This window comes from Bradyrhizobium sp. BRP22 (assembly GCF_020194175.1).
In the GTDB taxonomy this organism is placed as follows: Bacteria; Pseudomonadota; Alphaproteobacteria; order Rhizobiales; family Xanthobacteraceae; genus Bradyrhizobium.
Map to the genome: position 1 here is coordinate 33461 of NZ_JADYVX010000006.1, position 21596 is coordinate 55056.

Annotated in this window: 23 protein-coding genes and 1 pseudogene; 12 read left to right on the plus strand and 12 right to left on the minus strand. The window is 63.0% G+C overall.

The window, feature by feature from the left end; genetic code table 11:
- Positions 1-12: 12 nt before the first annotated feature.
- The 5 genes from I6F35_RS10340 to I6F35_RS10360 all read right to left on the minus strand — a co-directional run bounded on the left by I6F35_RS10340 (position 13) and on the right by I6F35_RS10360 (position 4495).
- A complete protein-coding gene (locus tag I6F35_RS10340) occupies positions 13-1023 on the minus strand; it encodes an ABC transporter permease (RefSeq protein WP_225117556.1) in 1011 nt (336 codons plus the stop codon).
- Positions 1020-2579: a sugar ABC transporter ATP-binding protein gene (locus I6F35_RS10345; protein WP_225117557.1), complete on the minus strand. Its 1560-nt coding sequence runs from the start codon at positions 2577-2579 to the stop codon at positions 1020-1022. The genes I6F35_RS10340 and I6F35_RS10345 overlap by 4 nt, the downstream gene beginning before the upstream one ends.
- Before the next feature lie 20 nt (positions 2580-2599).
- Positions 2600-3022 carry a RidA family protein gene (locus tag I6F35_RS10350; protein ID WP_225117558.1) on the minus strand — a complete coding sequence of 141 codons (423 nt, stop codon included), beginning with the start codon at positions 3020-3022 and terminating at the stop codon, positions 2600-2602.
- Positions 3023-3043: 21 nt separating this feature from the next.
- Positions 3044-3508, minus strand: a complete 465-nt coding sequence (locus I6F35_RS10355) for a RidA family protein (RefSeq protein WP_225117559.1) — start codon at positions 3506-3508, stop codon at positions 3044-3046.
- 258 nt (positions 3509-3766) lie between these two features.
- A complete protein-coding gene (locus I6F35_RS10360; RefSeq protein ID WP_225117560.1) occupies positions 3767-4495 on the minus strand; it encodes a GntR family transcriptional regulator in 729 nt (242 codons plus the stop codon).
- A gap of 237 nt (positions 4496-4732) precedes the next feature.
- On the opposite strand from I6F35_RS10360, the gene I6F35_RS10365 reads away from it, so the two are divergent.
- The 10 genes from I6F35_RS10365 to I6F35_RS10410 are packed head-to-tail and all read left to right on the plus strand — an operon-like array spanning position 4733 to position 13564.
- On the plus strand, positions 4733-5386 hold the full coding sequence (locus I6F35_RS10365; RefSeq protein ID WP_225117561.1) for a cysteine hydrolase: 654 nt from the start codon (positions 4733-4735) through the stop codon (positions 5384-5386).
- Positions 5387-5406: 20 nt separating this feature from the next.
- The gene (locus I6F35_RS10370; RefSeq protein WP_225117562.1) at positions 5407-6114 is read left to right on the plus strand and encodes a fumarylacetoacetate hydrolase family protein; all 708 of its coding nucleotides are present in this window, start codon (positions 5407-5409) and stop codon (positions 6112-6114) included.
- Between the two features lie 2 nt (positions 6115-6116).
- Entirely contained in the window at positions 6117-7007 is an 891-nt protein-coding gene (locus I6F35_RS10375; RefSeq protein ID WP_225117563.1) for a polysaccharide deacetylase family protein, read from the plus strand.
- A complete protein-coding gene (locus tag I6F35_RS10380) occupies positions 7004-7864 on the plus strand; it encodes a branched-chain amino acid ABC transporter permease (protein ID WP_225117564.1) in 861 nt (286 codons plus the stop codon). The genes I6F35_RS10375 and I6F35_RS10380 overlap by 4 nt, the downstream gene beginning before the upstream one ends.
- The gene (locus tag I6F35_RS10385) at positions 7864-8859 is read left to right on the plus strand and encodes a branched-chain amino acid ABC transporter permease (protein ID WP_225117565.1); all 996 of its coding nucleotides are present in this window, start codon (positions 7864-7866) and stop codon (positions 8857-8859) included. Before I6F35_RS10380 ends, I6F35_RS10385 begins: the two co-directional genes overlap by 1 nt.
- A gap of 10 nt (positions 8860-8869) precedes the next feature.
- Positions 8870-10129 carry an ABC transporter substrate-binding protein gene (locus tag I6F35_RS10390; protein WP_225117566.1) on the plus strand — a complete coding sequence of 420 codons (1260 nt, stop codon included), beginning with the start codon at positions 8870-8872 and terminating at the stop codon, positions 10127-10129.
- 24 nt (positions 10130-10153) lie between these two features.
- The gene (locus tag I6F35_RS10395; protein ID WP_225117567.1) at positions 10154-10912 is read left to right on the plus strand and encodes an ABC transporter ATP-binding protein; all 759 of its coding nucleotides are present in this window, start codon (positions 10154-10156) and stop codon (positions 10910-10912) included.
- Positions 10905-11609 carry an ABC transporter ATP-binding protein gene (locus I6F35_RS10400; RefSeq protein WP_225117568.1) on the plus strand — a complete coding sequence of 235 codons (705 nt, stop codon included), beginning with the start codon at positions 10905-10907 and terminating at the stop codon, positions 11607-11609. The genes I6F35_RS10395 and I6F35_RS10400 overlap by 8 nt, the downstream gene beginning before the upstream one ends.
- 43 nt (positions 11610-11652) lie before the next feature.
- Positions 11653-12651, plus strand: coding sequence for an amidohydrolase family protein (locus I6F35_RS10405; protein WP_225117569.1), 999 nt, complete (start codon positions 11653-11655; stop codon positions 12649-12651).
- Positions 12652-12670: 19 nt separating this feature from the next.
- Complete coding sequence (locus I6F35_RS10410; protein WP_225117570.1) at positions 12671-13564, plus strand: polysaccharide deacetylase family protein; 894 nt, start codon at positions 12671-12673, stop codon at positions 13562-13564.
- 68 nt (positions 13565-13632) lie between these two features.
- On the opposite strand, the gene I6F35_RS10415 is transcribed toward I6F35_RS10410, so the two are convergent.
- From I6F35_RS10415 to I6F35_RS10445, 7 genes and pseudogenes are all read right to left on the minus strand, one after another.
- A complete protein-coding gene (locus I6F35_RS10415; RefSeq protein ID WP_225117571.1) occupies positions 13633-14526 on the minus strand; it encodes an alpha/beta hydrolase in 894 nt (297 codons plus the stop codon).
- A 194-nt stretch (positions 14527-14720) separates the two neighbouring features.
- Complete coding sequence (locus tag I6F35_RS10420; RefSeq protein ID WP_225117572.1) at positions 14721-15155, minus strand: hypothetical protein; 435 nt, start codon at positions 15153-15155, stop codon at positions 14721-14723.
- 18 nt (positions 15156-15173) lie between these two features.
- Entirely contained in the window at positions 15174-16109 is a 936-nt protein-coding gene (locus tag I6F35_RS10425; RefSeq protein WP_225117573.1) for a DUF2950 domain-containing protein, read from the minus strand.
- Positions 16106-17736, minus strand: a pseudogene (locus I6F35_RS10430) (DUF3300 domain-containing protein). The gene I6F35_RS10425 and the pseudogene I6F35_RS10430 overlap by 4 nt, the downstream one beginning before the upstream one ends.
- 250 nt (positions 17737-17986) lie before the next feature.
- The gene (locus I6F35_RS10435) at positions 17987-18406 is read right to left on the minus strand and encodes a hypothetical protein (RefSeq protein WP_225117574.1); all 420 of its coding nucleotides are present in this window, start codon (positions 18404-18406) and stop codon (positions 17987-17989) included.
- Between the two features lie 50 nt (positions 18407-18456).
- The gene (locus I6F35_RS10440) at positions 18457-19689 is read right to left on the minus strand and encodes a biotin/lipoyl-binding protein (protein ID WP_346283152.1); all 1233 of its coding nucleotides are present in this window, start codon (positions 19687-19689) and stop codon (positions 18457-18459) included.
- Positions 19682-20122, minus strand: coding sequence for a hypothetical protein (locus I6F35_RS10445; protein WP_225117776.1), 441 nt, complete (start codon positions 20120-20122; stop codon positions 19682-19684). Before I6F35_RS10445 ends, I6F35_RS10440 begins: the two co-directional genes overlap by 8 nt.
- Before the next feature lie 171 nt (positions 20123-20293).
- Here I6F35_RS10445 and I6F35_RS10450 point away from each other — a divergent pair, with 171 nt between their 5' ends.
- Both I6F35_RS10450 and ppk2 read left to right on the plus strand, forming a co-directional pair.
- On the plus strand, positions 20294-20749 hold the full coding sequence (locus tag I6F35_RS10450) for a hypothetical protein (RefSeq protein ID WP_225117576.1): 456 nt from the start codon (positions 20294-20296) through the stop codon (positions 20747-20749).
- 45 nt (positions 20750-20794) lie between these two features.
- Positions 20795-21592, plus strand: a complete 798-nt coding sequence (gene ppk2 / locus I6F35_RS10455) for a polyphosphate kinase 2 (protein WP_225117577.1) — start codon at positions 20795-20797, stop codon at positions 21590-21592.
- The last annotated feature ends 4 nt before the right edge of the window (positions 21593-21596 follow it).

A 21596-nucleotide genomic window follows, 5' to 3' on the forward strand; every position in this document is an offset into this window, starting at 1 on the left:
ACCAACAAGATTTCAGCTCCGCCTGCCGGCGCGCCCACCGCCGAAAGTCTGATCCAGCGCGACGGCAAGGATCAGCGCCGCGCCAACCAGCATCATCTGCGTGTAGGACGGCACGTTCATGAGATTGAGGCCGTTCGAGAGGATGCTGATGAAGAGCACGCCGAACGCGACGCCGACGATCGAACCGCGACCGCCAAACAGCGAGATGCCGCCGAGTACGACTGCGGCCACCGACTCCAGTGGCAGCGTGGCGCCGAGCGAAGGCTGTCCGGAGGCGACGCGCGCCGTGAGGATGATCGATCCGACCGACGCGCAGACGCCGCTCATGACGTAAGCCGCGACCTTGATCCGGCCGACCTGGATTCCCGACAGCCGCGCCGCTTCCTCGTTGCCGCCGACCGCATAGATGCGGCGGCCGAGCCGGGTATAGCGGAGCACAAGGAACGCTGTCACGAGCACCGCGGCAGCCATCAAGACCGGCACGGGGATTCCGAGCACGAGCTGATAGGCGAGATCACCGAATGCGGCCGGCACGCCGGTCACCGCGACGCCGCCGCTCAAGCTGAGCGCCATGCCCGACACTACCGACATCATTGCGAGTGTCGCGATGAAGGGAAAAACCTTGAAGCGCGTGATCACGACGCCATTGACGAGTCCCACCGCCGCACCCGTGGCAAGCGCCGCCAGCAGCCCGGCGGGAATGCCGTAACTGCGCATCATCAGCGATGCGACAATGCTGACCAGCGCGACGGTCGACCCGACCGACAGGTCGAGCCCTGCGGTCAGGATCGCAAAGGTCTGGCCGAACGAGACGGCGGCCAGCGCTGCCGCCGACACGCCGATATTCCTGAAGTTCGGCGCGGACAGAAATACATCCGAGCTGACCGAGAACACCATCGTCATGAGCACGACGATCAGCGGCAGCCCGATCTCTCGGCTGTGACGCCGCAGGAATGACACCGGCTTGAAGCGCGCATCGATCGCCGGCGCAATAGGGCTGGTCGAATCAGAGATTCCCATCATGGCCTGGTCTCCGCCGATGTCCCCGATACCGCGCCAAGATGCGCGGCGAACGCGCCTTCGAGAATCCGGTGCTCGCTGAAATCGGATTGCGCGACCTCGTCTCGGATCCGCCCGCCCGACATCGTGTAGATGCGGTGGCATAGGTTGATCAGTTCGGGCAACTCGGATGAAACCACAATGATTGCGGCGCCCTCGCTCGCGAGCTGATGGATCAGCCGATAGACCTCCGCCTTGGCGCCGACATCGATGCCGCGGGTCGGCTCGTCGAAGATCAGGATGTCGGCGCCGGTGAGCGCCCATTTCGCGATCACCAGCTTCTGCTGATTGCCGCCGGACGCGGTTGCCGCCGGCGCCTCGAGCTGTCCACGAAATTGCAGTTGCTGCGCAGCCGCCCGGGCGATGGCGCGCAGTGAGCGCCAGGACAGGACGCCCGCGATGCAATAATCGTCGAGCGAAGCCATCGCGATATTCTCGATGCCCGACATCGAGAGCACCAGGCCCTGCTCCTTGCGGTCCTCGGGCAGGTAGGCGATGCCGGCCGCGATCGCATCACGCGGAGAGCGGACGTCGAGCGCGATGCCGCGCTTGGCGAGTTGGCCGCGATCAAGCTGCTCCGCGCCAAACAGGCCGCGCATCGTCTCGGTCCGTCCGGCGCCAACAAGACCGGCAAAGCCGACGACCTCCCCGGCGCGCACCGTGAAGCTGACATCCTCGAACGCGCCGGCGCGCGTTAGTCCAGCCGCGCGCAGCACCACCTCGCCAATCTTGTCGTTGCGTGGCGGAAACAGCTCCGTGATCGGCCGACCGATCATCAGGCCGATCAGCTCGTCCGTGCGCGTGATCGACTTCGCGTCAAGCGTAGCAATATGCTCGCCACCCCGCAGGACCGTCACGCGATCGGCGATCTCCATGACCTCATCCAGGCGATGCGAGACAAAGAGAATTGCGACGCCCTCGGAACGCAGCCGAAGGATCAGCCGGCGCAGCGACGCCGCCTCGCCTTCGGAGAGCGCGGCCGTCGGCTCATCCATGATGATGACGGACGCGCGGAACACCAGCGCCCGCGCGATCTCGACAAGCTGTTTCTGCGCCGTCGACAGGTCCCCGGCCCGCTGGGCCGGGCGCATGCCGCTGCCCTTGACAAGAGTTTCCAGCACCTGGCGCGTCCGCCGCTCAGCCTCGGACCGCAAATAGAGGCAACCAAACGCACGCGGCTCATTGCCAAGGAAGATGTTCTCGGCGACGCTGAACTCAGGGACGATCATCAGTTCCTGGAAGATCGTCACGATGCCGTGTCTGCGTGCATCGAGCGGACTGTCGAAGGCGACCGGCGTCCCGTCGATCAAGACGCCTCCGGCATCGGGCGCGACGTCCCCGGAGAGCACGCGGATCAGCGTGGACTTGCCCGCCCCGTTCTCGCCGATCAGCGCATGCACCTCGCCCCGGCGCAAATCCAAGGAGACATCGCGCAAGGCGCGAACGCCCGGATATTGCTTCGAGACCTGGCTGAGCGCGACTACGGTCGACGGTTGGGCGCCGCCGGCCGTCTTTGTCACGAGCTCTGGAGCGGACGAATTCATGCTGGGACGGCGGCGATCATGTCGAGCTCGATGCGAGCCCCCGGGGCGCTGAGATTGTTGATGCAAACCAGCGTTCCGGCCGGAGTCCAGTCGCCGAAATGCTCGACCAGCACCTCATACATCGCGTCCATCTCGCGCATGTCGGTGAGATACTTCGTCAGCTTGACGACGTGCCGCCAGGTCAGATTGTGGCTGTCGAGAATGATCTTGATGTTCGCGAGCGCCCTGCGGGTCTGCTCGCGGATGTCGTCGGGAAGCACGTGCTCCTCCGGCACATGCGGGTGCTTGTGATAGAGCGGCGATGCCGTACAACCGGCGAGGAACAAGAAGCCTTTTGGTGCCTCGACATAGACAGCAGGCGCGTAGGGCATGTTGTGCGCTTCTTCGGGGCGCGGCTGAACGCCGGTTATCAGTGTCATGGTCCAACTCCTGTATTGCGATCACTTCGATTTCAGCGGGATGTACGCGACCGCTTCCACTTCGAGCAGCGTCTCGGCAGTCGGCAGCAGCTCCGACACCTGGACGACGGTGCTGGCGGGTGGATCGGCGAAGAAGGATGAGCGGATGCGGTTGTAGATCGGAAAGTCGCGCAGGTTCCGGAAGTATTGCGTCAGCTTGACCACATCATTGAGCGTGCCGCCGGCGGCTTCCACCGTGAGGCGAAGCCGATTGAGCACCCACCACGACTGCGCCGCGATCGGCCCGTCCTTCACGTCGGAGGACATCTCACCGGTCTCGCCGGCGAGCTTGCGCGCTTGTTCGGGAAGGTCGGTGTAGCCGGTGATCACCTTCATGGTGGCGGGATCAGCGGCGATGATGCCGGCAAAGAACACCATGTCTCCGGCGCGGCGGAAGGGAGCGTAGCGGGAGAGCGGCCTTGCGATGTCGACGTGCGACGTTTCCATGGGACTGCGATGCTCCGTGCCGGATCAAGTGTCCGGCACAGGATTCCAGTCACGTTAATTTCATGCAAGTTACTTTAATAGACGGTCGGAGCCCGTTTTTTCGGCAAGCTGCGCGGGTTCAGAAAACGTCCCTCATCGGGAGACAAGCGTCCGCGATCGCAACGATTTCCATAAAAATGATGTGCGGCGTTGGCGCCACCTCCGCCGACACTGATGCAACGATCCGATGAAGGATTGAGCAGTGGCGTACCGGTTTCGTCATGATCGTGCCTGCACTCTGTCCAGCAATCGCCGCACCGCGTCCGGCGAAGAGAGTGAGCGCACCAGCGACGACTTCACGCTTGTCACATGGTCACGCATCAGCACCTCCGCGCGCCAGGGCTCGCGGCCGATGATGGCCTCGAAGATGCGATGGTGGTCATCATGCCGGCGGCGAACATCCTTCTCCTCGAATGCGACGACGTTGCGCGGCGACGAGACCGGCACCTGCTGACACAGGAAGACCATGTCCGTCAGCAGGCGCGATCCCGCAGCGGCATGGATGGTCTCGTGGAAACTGGCGTTCATGCGCCCATACGCCGAGCGGTGCTCGTCCGAGAACTGCCAGTGTTGCAACAGGTCGTCGCCGTCGTGCAGCGCCTGCACCATCACCGCCCGATCATGTTCGCTCAGGCCACGCTCGGCCGTCAGCCTCGCCGCCAGCCCTTCCAGCACTGCCCGCACCTCATAGGCGCTGACAACCTCGCCAACGCTGAACTCGCGCATCGTGTAGCCACGGTTCGGTGTGTAATCGAGCAACCCTTCGGAAGCGAGTTTCTGCAGGGCCGCGCGCACTGGCGTGCGGGAGACGCCAAGGCGGCCGGTCAAGCGCACCTCATGCAGCCGTTCGCCCGGCGCGAATTCGCCGGCGAGCACAGCGGCGCGCAATTTCTCGACGACGGCTTCGTAGCGCGTTGACGACGGCTCGTCGGATCGTTGGCGGCTCATGGCGATCGTGGCTTCCAGCTATCTTGTATACATTATCTGTGTTTCATTTGGCGCGATTAGCCAAGTGAAAAGAAAAGCATCGACAGAATGGACCAGTATTGAGCCGATTTTTCGAGCACAAAGGCCAGGAATTATCCACTGTCTGCTCAATCAGCTATCAAAAATGTATACATTGTCTTTGACGAGTCTGGCTTTTGTATTGCACCCTAAGCGGCGAGACAGGATCGGAGTGTCCCTATGAACCTCGGTGTTGACCGACCCAAACCCGCCGTGATCGCGATCGATCTGCACCGCGGTCATCTCGACATGGACGTCGCGACCATGCCGACATCGCCGGAGGTGGCAAGGCAGGTGATCGCCGCCAACAAGCGGCTGTTCGATTGGGGCCGGAGCGTCGGGATTCCCGTGATCCATCTGCTGACGCAATATCGCGACGTGCCGGAGATCGCTTCCAATCCGTTCTGGCGCACACGCGCGGAGGATCCCAATGCGACGCGCAAGAACGTGCTGCGCCACAACCTGACTGGCATGCCGGGAGTCGCGATCATTCCGGAGCTCTACGATCGCGAGCGCGATCTCGTCGTCGACACCAAGAAACGCTACGACTGCTTCCTCGGCACCGACCTCGATTTCACGCTGCGCGCCCACGGCATCAACACCCTCCTGATCACCGGCGTGAACACCAACTCCTGCGTGCTGGCGACGGCGACCGCCGCCAATGTGCGCGATTACGCCGTCGTCGTGGTCAAGGATTGCGTGGAAACGATGGATGGTTCGGCGCTGCACGAGGCCGGGCTGCTCTGCATTCGCACCGCATTCGGCTTCGTCCTCACGACCGATGAGATCCAGAAACTCGGCGCGTTCGCCCAGCCGAACAAGAGCGCAGCCTGAACCGGTACGGAACTTCCGCCTTGTCCTTTCCTGCTCCCTCAATCCCGACACTGTCTCCCGTCACCCTGCCGATCGCAGGCCTTGACGATCGCTTTCCGGTCCGCCGGATCTATTGCGTCGGTCGCAACTACCTCGACCATATCCGCGAGATGAAGGAGGGCGATGAGCGCGACCCGCCGTTCTTCTTCCAGAAGCCGTCGGACGCCGTGGTCGAGAGCGGCGCGACAATCCCCTACCCGCCCGACACCGAGGATTTTCAGTTCGAGGTCGAACTGGTGGTCGCGCTTGGCGCCGGCGGACGCAACCTGTCTTCAGCCGACGCACTCGACAGCGTCTTTGGCTATGCCGTCGGGATCGACCTGACGCGGCGCGACCAGCAGCGCGACATGCGGGCAAAGATGCTGCCCTGGGAACGTGGCAAATCCTTCGATGCGTCCGCGCCATGTGGCCTGATCCATCGCGCCGTGGACATCGGCCACCCCGCACGGGGCGCGGTCACGCTGCATGTCGGATCGACCGAGCGGCAGCGCGGCGATCTTGCCCAGATGATCTGGAATGTGCCCGAGATCATCGCCAATCTCTCGACATCCTATCGTCTCGCCGCCGGCGATCTCATCATGACGGGAACGCCGGCCGGTGTCGGTCCGGTGTTGCCCGGCGACCGTATCCGTGGCGCCGTCGAGGGCGTCGGCGAGATTCTCATCACCATCGGCCAGCGGGAGAACTGACCATGTTGCCTACCGAGCGGCTCACCTACTCCGCCATCTCCGAACGGCCCACGCTCACCTTGCCGGGCAAGGCGCGCATGGCCGTGTGGGTGATCGTCAATGTCGAGGAATGGGACCCGAAGGAAACCATGCCGCGCACAGTGCTGACGCCGCCCGCCGGCGGGGCGCCGATGCCGGACATTCCGAACTGGGCCTGGCACGAATATGGCAACCGCGTCGGCTTCTGGCGAATGCTGGACGTGCTCGACCGTTACAAAGTCAAGGCGGTGCTCGCCATCAACGGCAAGGCGATTGCGAGCTATGAGCCGATCGCGCGCGCCGCGCTCGAGCGCGGCTGGGAATTCATCGGTCACGGCTTCGGCCAGAAGAACATGCAGAAGGTGCCTGACGAGCGCGAGGACATCCGCAAGACCAAGAACGCCATCCGCGCGTTCACCAACCGCAACCCGCGCGGCTGGCTCGGCCCTGGACTCACCGAGACCTGGGAAACGCCGGATATCCTCGTCGAAGAGGGCTTCGAATATGTCTGCGACTGGGTGCTCGACGACCAGCCGGTGGTCCTGAAGACACGCAGCAGGCCGATCGTCAACGTGCCCTACACCCAGGAATGCAACGACGTCGCGATGATGCTGATCCAGCATCACAAGGCTTCCGAATACCAGGATCGGGCCACCGACCAGTTCGACCAGATCTATGCGGATTCGCACGCCTCCGCGCGCGTGATGGCGCTGGTGGTCCATCCCTACATCATGGGTACGCCGCACCGGTTGAAGTATTTCGCCGGCGCATTGGAGCACATCAGCAACCACAAGGACGTCGTGTTCTGGACCGGCGAACAGATCCATGACTGGTTCCTTGAGCAGCGGCCGGGCGCGCTCGGCGGCGCCGCATGACGGGCATCAACCTCTTCCAGATCCTCAACGGCCTCACCTTCGCGGCGCTGCTGTTCATCGTGGCGTCCGGCTTCACGCTGATCTTCGGCCTGCTCCGCATCGTCAATCTCGCGCACGGCGCGCTGTATCTGATCGGGGGACTTGCCGGCTATTCGGTGGCAGAGGCCAGCGGCAGCGCCGCGCTCGGTGCAGTCGCAGCGATGGCGCTGGTCGCGCTGCTCGGCGCGGTGCTGGAGCGGGGCCTGATGCGGTTCGTCCGCGGCGCCGAGCTGCGGCAGGTATTGCTGACGCTCGGGGTCGCCTTCATTCTTGACGATATCGCACTAGTGATCTGGGGCGGAGACACATTTACGGTTCCCGTTCCGGCGATGCTGCAGGGCGCGATGCAGATCGGCGGCGTGTTCTATCCAAAATTCCGGATTTTTGTCCTCGCGCTCGGCGTCATTGTGTTCGCAGCGCTGTGGCTGCTGCTGAACCACACAAGGCTGGGCGCGCTGATCCGCGCCGGGGTCGATGACCCCGAAATGGTCGAGGCCAGCGGCATCAATATCCGCCGCGTATTTCTTGGGACGTTCATGCTCGGATGCGCGCTGGCCGGCCTTGGCGGCGTAATCGGCGGCGCGTTCCTCACTCTTTATCCCACTGCCGACGCCGAGATCCTGGTGTTCTCGCTCGCGGTCGTCATCATCGGCGGGCGCGGGAGCCTGGTCGGCGCCGCCGTCGGCGCATTGCTGGTCGGGCTGCTCAACTCGATCGGACGCGTGATGTTTCCCGAGCTCGCCTATTTCGTGATCTTCGGCCCGATGGCTTTGCTGCTCGCGTTCCGACCGCTTGGACTGTTTGGAAAGACTGCGTGATGGCGACACCGATCAGCCAGGCTGCCCCGAGCTACGAGGCCCGCACGCGTCCTTCGCACGTGGTTGGCTGGATCGCCCTCGCTGCAGTGGCGCTGATCGCGCTTCCTTTGGTGCTGCCGAGCTATCAGGTGTCCATCACCACCCAGATCCTGATCTTCAGCGTGCTCGCGATGTCGATCGACGTGCTTGCGGGCTATGGCGGGCGCACCACGCTCGGCCATGGCGCCATATTCGGCGCCTCGACCTATGTCGTGATCTATTGGACGGCGGTGCTGGGAGGCGGAATCTGGACTGGCGTCGCGCTCGGCATCCTTTGCGCCACCCTGCTCGCCGCCGTGTTCGCGCTGCTCGCGATCCGCACCTCGGGCGTCTACTTTCTGCTGCTCACGCTCGCGCTTGGCATGATCGTGTGGGGGCTCTGCCTGCGCTGGACCAGCGTCACCGGCGGCGAGAACGGATTGCGCGGCATCGGAAGGCCGGAGTTCATTGCCGATCACATCAGCTTCTACTACGCGGTGCTGCTGGTCGTGGCTCCCGTGACCTGGGCGATGTGGCGCTTCGTGCATTCGCCGTTCGGCCTCACCTTGCGCGGCATCCGCGATTCCGAAAGCCGGATGCGCAGCCTCGGCTACAACGTGCCGCTGCATCTTTTCATCGCCTTTGTCGCCTCGGGCTTCTTCGCCGGAATCGCCGGCGCGCTCTATGCGCTGTTCAACAATTTCGTCAGCCCGTCAACGGTTCAGCTCTCGCAATCGGTCGCGGCGCTGCTGATGGCAATCACCGGCGGCGTCGGCACGCTGCTCGGCTCCTTCGTCGGCGCAACCCTCATCATCGCGCTCGAGAACGTCGTCAGTGCCTTTACTGCGCGCTGGCCGACGGTTCTCGGGGTGACCTTCGTGCTGATCATGATCTTCGCACCGGAGGGGGTCGTCGGCCGCGTTCGTATCCTGCTCTCGCGCCGGCGCAAGCGACAGTCATCCGAATCGTTGAATTGAGGAGAAATCGATGGACCGCCGACAATTTCTGAAGACCACCGCTTTGACGCTGGCAACCGGCGCCGGCACCCTCGCCGCGCCGCATATCGTGCGGGCGCAGGCCGCGCCGATCCGCATCGGGCTGATGGCGCCGCAAACCGGCGTGGTCGCTGCCGGCGGGCGCGAGATCATCGACGGTTTCACGCTGTTCTGGGAAAATGCCCGCAACCGCGTCGGTGACCGCAGCGTCGAATTGATCGTGGAGGATGATGCATCGAACCCCGACACTGCCCTGCAGAAGGCCCGCCGCCTGGTTGAACAGGCCAAGGTCGATTTCCTCTTCGGCAACCTGCTCGCCAACACCGGACTTGCCGTTGCGAACTACGTCAAGGGCAACGGCACGCCCTATTTCATCCCGGTCATCGCTGCCGACGATCTGACGCAGCGGTCCCGCATCAAGAACGTCATCCGCGCCGGCGGCTACTCGGCGAGCCAGTTCTCGCGCCCGCTCGCCGACTGGGCGCTGAAGCAAGGCTACAAGAAGATCGCCACCATCTCGCAGGACTACACCTTCGGCCACGAGCAATGCGGCGGCTTCGCACAAACCTTCACCGAGGGTGGTGGCACCATCGTCGGCCAGTTCTGGCATCCGCTTAACACATCGGATTTCAGCCCCTATCTCGGCCAGATCTCGGGCCTCAAGCCCGACGCGGTGTTCGCGATGGAAACCGGCGCGGATTCAAGCCGGCTGATCCAGCAATATGCGAGCTTCGGCCTCAAGGGTCAGATCCCAATGCTCGGCGCGCAGAACGCGACCGACCAATCCGTGATCCGCACGCTCGGTCCGGAATGCGAGGGCATCGTGACCTCGGCACATTTCGCCGAAGGCGCCGACTTGCCGGCGACGCAAGCCTTCGTGAAGACCTATTCCGGCAAGTTCAGCAAGATACCCTCGCTTTACGCCTTCTCGCATTATGTCGGAGCGATGTGGGTCGCCAAGGCGATCAACGGTATCGGCGGCAAGGTCGAGGACCGCAACCTGTTCCTTGACACGGTGCTGAAGACCGACCTGCCGGACAGCCCGCTCGGCAAGCCGGTTCGTTTCGATGATTACGGCAATCCGATCTATGACGTATTCATCCGCAAGGTGGTCAAGAACAAGGACGGCAAGTTCTGGAACCTTCCGATCGAGACCTATCCTCAGGTCTCGCAATTCTGGAAATACGATCCGGAGACGTACCTGAAGCAGCCGCCCTACTCGCGTGATTTCCAGGGCATCAAGAAGGCCTGACAAACTCCGACCGGCGAGCACACGTTGACCAAATCTATCCTCCAGCTCGATCATGTCGGCGTCCGCTTCGATGCGTTGCGGGCGGTTGACGACGTGTCGCTCGACGTCAGGCGCGGCGAGCGCCGCGCGATCATCGGGCCGAACGGCGCCGGCAAGACCACCCTGTTCAACGCCATCACCGGCGTCGTGCCGCCGAGTTCGGGTCGCGTGGTGTTCGAAGGGCGCAACATCACCCATGCCCCGCCGCACCGGCGCGCGGACTGGGGCATCAGCCGCACCTTCCAGATCACCAATCTGTTTCCGAGCCTGACCGTGCGCCAGAACATGGAGCTGGCGATCCGCGGACTGACGCCGCGCAAGTTCTCCTTCTTCGGTTCGCCCGCTGCCACCGACGAGGAACGCGCGCAGGCCGACAGTGCGCTCACTCTGTCGCGACTGGCAGCTCGCGCCGATTCCGCAGTCAACGAATTGTCCTACGGCGAGCAGCGCCAGCTCGAGATCGCGATGGCGCTCGCGCCCAATCCACGACTGCTGCTGCTCGATGAGCCCGCAGCCGGCCTTTCGCCGGCCGAACGCGTCATCGTCGCCAACATCATCCGCGCGCTGCCCAAGGACATCACCATCGTTCTGATCGAGCACGACATGGATTTGGTGCTGTCCCTGGTCGATTGGGTCACCTGCCTCAACAACGGACAGTTCCTTGCCGAGGGTACGCCGGCCGACATCAGGAACAACGCGGATATCCAGAACGTCTATCTCGGCAAGGCGCGCCATCATGCTTGAGATCAACGACCTCCACAGCTTCTACGGAGACGCCCATGTGGTGCAGGGAGCGTCGCTGACGGTGCGCGATCGCGAGGTTGTGGCCCTGCTCGGCCGCAACGGCATGGGCAAGACCAGCCTGATCCGCTCGATCATGGGCCTCGCGCTGCCGCAGGTGCGCAGCGGCAACGTGTCCTGGAAGGGCGAGGCGCTGGTCGGCCTGAAGTCGCATCAGATCGCCAGGCGCAAGATCGCGCTGGTGCCGCAGGGGCGCCGGCTGTTTCCGTCGCTGACGGTGACCGAGCACCTGACGCTGTTGAAGTCGGCGCGCGCGACGGAGGGTTGGACGGTCGAGCGAGTGTTCGAACTGTTTCCGCGGCTCGCCGAGCGGCGCCAGCATCGCGGCAACCAGCTTTCCGGCGGCGAGCGGCAGATGCTCGCGGTCGGCCGCGCGCTGATGATCGATCCCGAGCTGATTCTGATGGACGAGCCGTCGGAGGGCCTTGCACCTGTGATGGTGCAGCATCTCGAGGATATCATCGCCAAGCTCAGGGAACAGGGACTTGCGATCCTGCTTGTCGAACAGAACCTGTATAGCGCGCTCTCAGTCGCCGATCGCGTTTATGTGCTGGAAACGGGCAAGGTGGTGTTCGAAGCACCCGCCGCGGCGCTCGCCGACGACCCTTCCTCGATGACCCGCTTCCTCGGCGTTCACTGAGAACGCTCACGCGCCAACAGCTAACGCGGACCGGACCCACCCCATGGCTGAACCAAAGATCGATATTCACAGTCACGTCATTCCAGGCCGTATCGTTTCCGCGATCGCCGCCGATCCGAAGCGCTTCCAGGCCCGCATCGATGGCGAAGGTGCCGCGCGCAAGGTGATTCACGATCAAGGTTACGTCTATCCTCTGTTCGCGGAATTCCACCAGGCCGAAGCCAAGCTCGATTCGATGGACCGCAAGGGCCTCGACATCTCCGTGATCTCGCCAGCGCCGCCGATGTTCTATTATTGGGCCGACGCCGATCTGTCGTTGGATGTCGCGACGTTGGTCAATGACGGGATCGCCGACATGGTCGCCGCCAAGCCCGACCGCCTGCGCGGCATGGCGAGCGTTCCGATGCAGCATCCGGACGCTGCAGTTGCCGAACTCGAACGCGTGGTCAGAGAATACGGCTTCAAGGCCGTCGAGATCGGCACCTCGATCGAGGGCGAGCAGCTTGCGGCGGAGCGTTTCCGGCCGCTGCTGCGCCGAGCCTCGGAGCTGAACGTGTTCGTGTTCGCCCATCCCTATTATGTCGGCACCAAGGCCGGGCTGGAGAATTACTACCTCACCAACCTGATCGGCAATCCGCTCGACACCACGGTGATGCTGGCGAACCTGATGTTCTCCGGCGCGCTCGATGAACTGCCGGAGCTGAAGATCGTGCTGGCGCATGGCGGCGGCTTTGCGCCGTACCAGATCGGACGGCTGGTGCATGGCCACAAGGTGCGCAGCGAGACCCATGCAACGTCGAAGTCCTCGCCGAAGGAGCTGCTGAAGCGCATCTATTTCGACGGCCTCGTGTTCGACCCACAGGCGCTGCGCTATTTGATCGATCTCGTCGGCGCCGATCACATCTGCGTCGGCTCTGACTCGCCGTTCGACATGGCGGACCAGGACCCGATATCAACCATCGATGCTGTTCCCCGCCTCACGCCACACGAGCGGCGATGCCTTTGCTGCGGCACCGCGCTGCAACTGCTTTGCGAAGCCTGAGCCTGCACAGGAGCATGACATGACCGACACTATCGGCAGCAGCGTCCGTCGGCGCATCCCCTATACGCCCATCCACAAGCGGCCGGCCCTGCGGTTGCCGGGCGATGCGCGCGTCGCGGTATGGACCATCGTCAATGTCGAGAACTGGAGTCCTGACGGAGCGATGCCGCGCGCCGTGCTTCCGCCGCCGATGGGCCAGCCGCTGCTGCCCGACGTTCCGAACTGGGCCTGGCACGAATACGGCATGCGGGTCGGATTCTGGCGCTTCGTGGAGACGCTCGAGAGCCGCAATTTGAAAGCCACCTTCGCCGTCAACGGCAGCGTCTGCGAGCTCTATCCCGACGCCTGCGAGGCCGCACGCGACGCCGGCTGGGATTTCATGGGCCACGGCTTCGTGCAACGGCCGATGCACAGGGTTGACGATCAGAAGGCGGCGATCGCGCAGACGATCGAGGCGATCAGCCGTTTCACTGGCAAGCCGCCGCGCGGCTGGGAAAGCCCTGGCCTCACCGAAACCGACGAGACGCTGGACCTGCTCGCCGAGGCGGGCATCGAATATGTCGCCGACTGGGTGCTGGACGAGCAACCGGTCACGCTGAAGACTCGCGCCGGCGACATCGTCTCCGTTCCCTACACCGTGGAGATCAATGACGTCGTGATCAGCGCCGTGCAGCAGCAGCCGTCGGACGAGATCTACCGCCGGGGACGCGATCAGTTCGACCGGCTCTATGTCGATGGCGCAAAGACGCCGCGGGTGATGGCGATCTCGATCCATCCGTACCTGACCGGCGTGCCGCACCGGATCAAATATCTGGAGATGCTGTACGACTACATCCTGGGACATCCGGGCGTCTTGATGTGGACCGGAGCGGAAATCCTGGACTGGTACCGCAGCCAGATCGCGACACGCTGACCCGTTTCGACGCTCAACCTTGCGCGTTCGCTCTGGTGCAATAGCGGATCCTGAGGAGACAGACGCCCCTAGCCTCCTGCAGCCTTCCACACGTCGCGCACCGCCTGCGCCCATTCGGCCGGACGCTCCTGCGGCAGGTTATGACCGGCGTCGCGAAAGACGCGCCGCTCAAAAAAGCCGTCGAACTTGCGCGCGTGATGGGCGGTTCCGCGGTTGACGCCGTCGGAATCGCCGTCAATCGCGATCGTCGGCACCGAGATCTGCGGCTGCGCGGCAAGCCGCTGCTCGATCGCAGCATAGGCAGGATCGCCCGCGGCCAGCGCATAGCGATGCCGATAGGAGTGGATTACGACGTCGACGAAATCCGGATTGTCGAAGGCCGCCGCGCTCCGCGCAAAGGTCGCATCGTCAAAGGCCCATTTGGGTGACCACATCGACCAGAGCTGTCGGGCGAATCCCGCCCGGTTACGTTCGAGCGCGCGGCGACCGCGCTCGCTGTGAAAGAAATATTGATACCAGAGCGCAGCCTCTTCCGGCGGCGAGGCCGGCTCCATGCTGCGTGCGATGTCCTGAATGTTATAGGAATTGCCGGAGACGAGCCCCACCACGCGCTCGGGATGAAGCGCCGAGACGATACAGGCGGCACGCCCGCCCCAATCATAGCCGCCCACCACCGCGCGCTCAATTTTCAGCGCATCCATGAAGGCGAGGAGATCGGCCCCGAGCGCCGCCTGCTCGCCGGAACGTAGCGTCTTGTCGGAGAGAAACCGCGTCGGCCCATAGCCACGCAGCCAGGGCACCAGTACCCGCGCACCGGAGTGAGCAATCAGCGGTGCGGCGTCCGCATAAGCGTGCACATCGTACGGAAAGCCGTGGCCCATGATACAGGGCCAGCCGCCGGCTGCGCCGTATTCGCGATAGGCGATTTCGAGGACATCGGTTGTAACGTACTTCTGCTGCATGTGGTTATCGCTCCCGATACCGGCCGACCAAGGTCCTTCTATTCGCGGCTCAGCGACGATTCGGCTGCAGCAACTTGGGTCAGGTCAGCTCTCAGCCCTGGTTATAGTCATTCCGCATTCTGAGTATAACCCACACGCCGTGTGTGAGTTTGTCGTCGGCGACGACGACCTCACCAGAAATCCGAAACCTAAGGTTACCTCAGCGAAATCCTGATCGCACTGAGGTTGGCGGCGAACTCCATCCCTGCTTTCGGCCCCTTCAGGATGAGCACGACGCCCTTTTCATTTCTCAGGTTGACGCCACCTGCACCGCCAACCAGGGCACCGCCTGCGCCGACCGCGCTATAGGTGCCGGCAAAATCGCTCACGTCACTTATGCCTGAGGCCCAACCTTCCAGGCGACTGGCGGATGCGCCGGCGGCAACACCGAGGCTGAGGCCCGAGACCCGGAACCGATAGTTGCGGCCGCGATACGTCAGGATACCCGTTCCGCCGCCGCCGCCAACGACCAGGCCCGCTTTCAGGAAATTGACCCGGACATAGCCCGGCGCCTGCGCTTGCGACGGCGCCACAGGAAGCGCAAACGCGAGCAGCGCGATCACCGTAAGGCGAATTGCAAATGATGGCATTGCAGCCTTCCCATCGCCTCAAGGGTTCGTCGCGTCCACCTTCTTCCAGGTCTGGTCCGGATCGAACAGATAGATGCGCTTGGCGATGACCGCCGTGCGCTGGCCGAGATCCTTCTGATAGACGGTGCCTGCGTGGCTGACCATGAAGGTCATGACACCCGAATTGCCATACTCTGCGGGATAGGCGATCAGACCAAAGCCGCCGATCATCTTGCCCTTGACGACGTAGTTCATGGCGCCGCCAGGCGCGTTGGGGCCCTGACCCTTCAGGATTCGAAAGTAGTAGCCGTGATAGGGCGCACCGCCCTCCGCGCCGGCTCTATAGCCTTCCGCTGCCGCCTGCGCCGCAAGTTCGCCGAGGGGGCTTTGGTCGCGATCGTCGCGCCAGAACAGGCCATCCTTCTTGCCTGGAGTGCTGACAATCCGTTGCGCGTAGACCCCGGCACCCTCGCCGGTCCGATCCTTGTCCGCATATTCGTTCTCGGCATCGACAAAGGCGAGAGAGGTTTGAATGGCATCAAGTTCGTTGCGCCCGATACGGCGATACAGGATCTCGAGGCGACCCGCCGCGGAATCAAACTCCCAGCCATCCCTGTTGTTGACCAGGGGGATCGGGAAAGGGAAGTCATCCGCGCCCAGAATGAGCGTCGCCTTTTTGTTTCCTTCGGCCTTGATCGAATGCCTGGCTTCATACGCGGACAGGAAGCGTTCGCGCGTCTCGGCATCGGCGACATCATCGCCTGACGCGATGATGTCCTCGGCGTCCTTGCCCAGAACCTTCATCATGGCTTTCTTCTCGCCGGCTCTAACGGCAGCAGCCAGTGCGGCTGCGGCGTCTTCCGGCGAAGGATAGGCCTGCTGCGCGTGAGCCGATGTGATCGGGAGCGCCAGCATCATGAGCGCGGCGACAGCGGCTGCGGGGCGAGCCGACCGGAGCGACCGAACGGCAATCATGGTGATGGCTCCGATGCTGTGGGTATCCTTGCTCCGGCGGCAAGCCAGTCGCTGTAGGTCCGGAACTTCAATCCGAGCTTGTCGTAGTAGACCCTGAGATAGCCGTCGCTGCCGCGCGTGACCGCTTCCGGCATGATGCCCTGCACGTCCTGCGCCATTACGCCGACATAGGATTTGCTGCTGCCGAGATAGCTGAAGCGATAGTAGCCAAGACCATTGGCGAGATGGCCAAGCAGCACGATGCTATGCTTCACCTCAATATCGGAGCGCCGTCCACCGCCTCCACGAAAACCTCCGCCGCCTCCGCCACGGAAGCTTCCACCGCCGCCGCGAAAAGCGGCGCCACCACCGCCACCACGGCCGGCGAAGGCGACCGCGCCTCCGGCCCGTCCGGCGAAGCTTGCCTGACCTCGTGCGGCCTGCAGATTGGCCGTCCTGCCGGATGACACGTTCCTGAACGCGGTATCGCGGCCGCCGCCGCCACGCGCCGCATTGCGACCGCGGTCACCTGCCCTTGCGCGATCGCCACCTCCCTTGGCACGATCGGCCGCAGCTGGCCGATTGGCCCGGTCACCGCCGGGACGGTCACGAGAGGCCGCGCCGTCGCGGCCGCGATCACCTGCGCGATCCCCTGCCCGATCTCCAACGCGATCACCGCCGCCCGGTCGATCTTGTCCCGGACGCAGCACCTGCTCGCCGCCACGGCCGCGAAAATCCATACGGTTCGCGCTTCCCGCCTTCAGATTGTTGTTGCCGAAGCGCTGCTGAACATTGGCGTTGCTGTATCGCACGCCTTGCCGGTGCGCTGGATTGTGCTGCCAATTGTTTCCGACGTTGGTGACCCTGTTGTAGTGGTTGACGTAGAGATTGCGGTTACCCCAATTGAATCCGCGCCCCAATAATTGCCCCACCGGGCGATCGCCCAGCCCGTGCCGAATGCGAGACCTGCTGCAATCACGCCCGCGCCAATATAGGAGGGGTAGCCAAAGTAATAAGGCGGATAGTCCGCATACGGCCAAGTTCCGTAGACGGTGGCCGGATCGTAGTAGGGAACGTACATCGTATTGGGGTCAGTTGGCTCGATGACGATCACCTGCTTGTTTTCCTGGCTCTGCACGCTGACCTTCTGCTGCTTGGTCGTCACCAGCTTGTTGTTCGCCTGCGCTTTCGCGCGCAAGCGCTGGACCGCGTCCATTACGTCAGGCTGCTGCGCGAGCACGGCATCGCCGAGATCCTTGGTCCAGTCGATCTTGTCGCTCATCATCGAGAGAACGGATGCGGTGCTGACCAGCGCTTTCACGCTGTCGTCCCAGGACTGCTTGTCGACCTCGTTCTTCAGTGCGTCGCCCTTCAGGTTCTTGTGCGAGGCCACCCAACGGTCGGCCTGCACGATCTCCAATGGATAGGTCGATGCCGCCAGCACGTTCGCCAGGAGATCGTCGGGATAGAGCGCGATCGGCGCGACCAGCGCCTCGAGCTGTTCAGGCTTCAGCAGTTGTTCGCCGGGTGCGGCCTGTTGTGGCTGACCGCCCTGGGCAGGCGGAGGAGTGGTCGCCTGCGCAAAGGCGGCCGCAGGAACCATCAGGAACAGCGCGAGCGCCAGCAGAATCTTGCCGCAGCGAGACATCACAACCTCCATGGGCCTCACGTTCGGCAAGCATCAGTCCCGTGCATGCGCGTTTCTTGATCAAGATCAAAGAAACCCGGCGAGGTTCAGCCGGAGCGCGACATTGCTGCGACGCGACATGCTCAACGCAGATACCAGGATCCGGCGGGATTCCGCGATCAGCGAACAAGCGGCACGGAAACAGCGCTCCACCTGAGCTCTGGTTTTCGGCGGTGATCGGTCCATGATGCGCATACACAGTGCGCAAGCGCTATTGGTTGCAGCGGTGGTAGGTGACCTCCATCCCCTCGATGCCTGGAAACAGGCGCGTGATGCTGTTGTCATCAAGCACTTTGAAGACGAATTGGATGTTTTCAAGCATGATCCCTGAGGCGCAACTGACGACCATATTGACGCTTTGGCCGTCGTCCTTCCTCGATTTGATCGAGCAGGTCGCATGCTTGGCTCTCAGACGATTGGGCTCGGCGATGAACCCGCCGCCATAGATGCCGGAAAAGTTGGTGAAGGCGACCTGCTTTGCCCTTCCCTTGCGCGCGAATATCTTATCGCATTGGTCGGCGCTCGTTGCCCATGCACCGGTGAGATCGAACGCGATCGCATTTCCGGATAATCCCAAAACGAAAACGGCGAATGTTGTCACAAGCGCCGGAAACCTGCGAAGCCCCTTCATTCACTCCCCCTTCCAGAATGCCGCAAGCGCTTTTCCGTGCTCCTCACGTATCAATGGCCGCTGAACACCAGCGTCTTGATCGGCAACAGCAGTGCCTGGATCCGCAGCAGCAACGCGTGCACCAGTCCAACGCCATCGACCACGTGCAGCGCGATCCGCCGCCCCACACTGGTTTCCTTGTTGGAGATCGCCTCGTGATTGCTGGTGTAGGCGTTGACGATGCAGCTGCTACCCGGCGTAACCCCTTCGAGTCCGCCCTTGTAGAGCGGCTCGAGGAATACCAGCACCGTACCCGGTCGCGCGGTGTTCTGCGCTTCGAGCAGTTGCTCGCCACCTCGGAACTGACCGGCGGCGATGTAGTCCTGGACCGTGGTGATGACCATCGGGATGATGACCCAGGGCCTTGAGATACAGGTCGCTTCCGCCACCATCCCCGTCCGCATCACCTGCGCCTCGATCTGGCCGAACCCGGCCTGCAGGACCTGCCGACCCGCACCCTCCGGGATGAGGATCCCGGCCGGCCGCATCAGCGGGTTGACGACGTCGCCGATGCGAAGCAGGAACTGCTCCACCCGCCCGTCGACCCCGGCGCGAACGAACGTCTTGTCCAGATCCACCTGCGCCTGCGCCAAGCTCGCCTCGGCGCTTGCCTTCTCCGCCGGCAGCAGTGTCGAAACCCGCAAGGCAGCGGACTGCTTGACGGCCACCGCGGCGTCGATGCCTGCCTGCCGTTGATCGACGAGGACCTGGAGTTTTTCGATGTCGCGCTGCGGCACGATACCGGGATTGCGGCGCTGCAATTCGCTCTTCACATCCAATTCATCCTTGGCCTGCTGATGCGAGCTCCTTGCTTCCTGGATCTGCGCCTCGGCCTTGACAACATCGGCTTCCGCGGCCACCAGCGCCGCGTCCACCTCGGCGACTTTGCGCTTAGCCGTTTCAAGGGCTGCCTCCTGCTTTGAATTGTCCAGCCTGAAGATCACGTCGCCTTTCTTCACCGGCGCACTGAAGCTGAAATTGACTTCCGCGACGCGTCCAGAAGTCTCCGGGAGGATCGGGACCGTCCGGAAAAACAGTGCGGCAGTGTTGGTCGATGGATGGAAATAGAAGATCATGGTGATCAGCGATATCGTGAGCATCAGGCAGGCGGTGATGCCCCACCTCAGCTCGAACCAGACCGAGAAGAACGTGATCTCCTTGCCGAAGCGCTTGCCTTGGACGTAGCGGCGGTAGAGATAGTCAGGAAGGACAGTCACGAGGGAGCAGATCAAGAGCTCAAGCATCGCTGGGCTCCCTTGCCTTCGCAGCGTTCGGGCCTTTCGTCTCCAATGGGGCGGCCGGAAGTGCCGGATCCGATTTGATTTCGGGCTTTGCTGCACCGCCTTCGTACGTTGCGGCGCCCGCTATCTTCTCGACTGAGCCGGCAATGCTGCGCAGCGGCGTACCGAAATCGGGAAGATCGATCATGGCAAGCAACAGCGCCGCGACCCAAAACAGGTGGATGTGCGTGAACAGCGCCAGGAGCCCGAGAACCGCGACGATCTCGAACTGCAGTTTTTGCGATTTGTGCGCCATCCGCTCGGGCAGGCTGTGCAAGCGCCAATAGAGCGTGCCGACCCAGAGCACGGCCGCCACCAGGAAGATGCCCATCACAACCATCAACACATCGACCTCGTTCGGTGGCGTGATGAAAAACGGCAGATGATGGGGTGCCATTGGATGGAGTTGGTTGCTCAACCGCTTCTCCCGGTCAGGAATGAACCTTTGACCGCCCAGTCTGGGTACCGCCATCCGGCGGACGCTTGATCTGGATCAAAGGTTCCCCCCTACCCGGCCCTAGCCTTTTGCGAACGACCAAGGAAACGGCCACTCCAGGAGATGTCAGCCATGCCAGCGAACATTGATGACCTGATCCCCAGCGCCAATCAAATCCAGAAGGAGGCTGCACTGCGGGAGGCGGAAAAGGCGGATGAGTATGTCCGCCGCGCAGCCGCCGCCGAGGCCGAAAAACGCGCCCTGATCGAGCGGCTCGGCCGGCCGTCCGGCAAATCCGAGGAGGAAAAGATCCAATTGGCTTCGACGGTCATTCAGCGCGCCGTGCGCAACGGATTGACGGAAGTGCTGGTGTATCGCTTCCCGAATACGCTGTGTACCGACAAGGGCCGCGCCATCAACCAGATGGAGGCGGGCTGGGAAACGACGCTGACCGGGATTCCGAAGGAGATCTACCAGCTTTGGACCGACTACCTGAAACCGCGCGGCTATCGCATCCGCTATCAGATCATCGATTTTCCCGGTGGCGTGCCCGGCGATATCGGCGTCACCATCGCCTGGGGCGATTAAGCGGACGGACGGTCCGAGACGAGCTGAAGCAGTGGAAGCGCGAACATGGCAAATGCGCCCGCCTCACGAATGAAGCGGAAGGACTATGAGAAGGAACTGGAGAAGCTCCAGGTCGAGCTGTGCCATCTCCAGGAATGGGTGAAAGCGACCCAGGCGCGGGTCATCATCCTGTTCGAAGGCAGGGATGCGGCTGGCAAGGGAGGCACGATCAAGGCCATCACGGAGAAGGTGAGCCCGCGCGTGTTCCGCGTCGTCGCGCTTCCCGCGCCTTCGGATCGCGAAAAGACGCAAATGTTCATCCAGCGCTACATGCAGCATTTCCCTGCCGCGGGCGAGATCGTCATCTTCGATCGCAGCTGGTACAACCGGGCCGGAGTTGAATATGTGATGGGCTTCTGCACCCCCGCCGAGCACAAGCGCTTCCTCGAGCTGTGTCCTACTGTGGAGCACTACGTCGTTGAGGCCGGCATCATCCTGATCAAGCTGTGGCTCGAGGTCGGGATGGAGGAACAGGAGCGACGCTTCAGGGCGAGGATCAACGATCCACTGCGGCAATGGAAGCTGAGCCCGATGGATACCGAATCCTATCGACGCTGGTATGACTATTCGCGCGCACGTGACCTGATGTTCAAGGCCACCAGCTCGAAACATGCGCCGTGGCACATCATCCGCTCCGACGACAAACGCCGGGCGCGGCTGAACTCCATCTCGCATATCCTCGACTTGATCCCGTACAGGCGCGTTCGCCGGAAAAAGGTCAAGCTACCGAAGCGCTCCACCAAAGGACGGTACAACGACCAGACCGGGCTGCGCGGGATGAAGCTTGTTGCCGAGCGGTATTGACCGA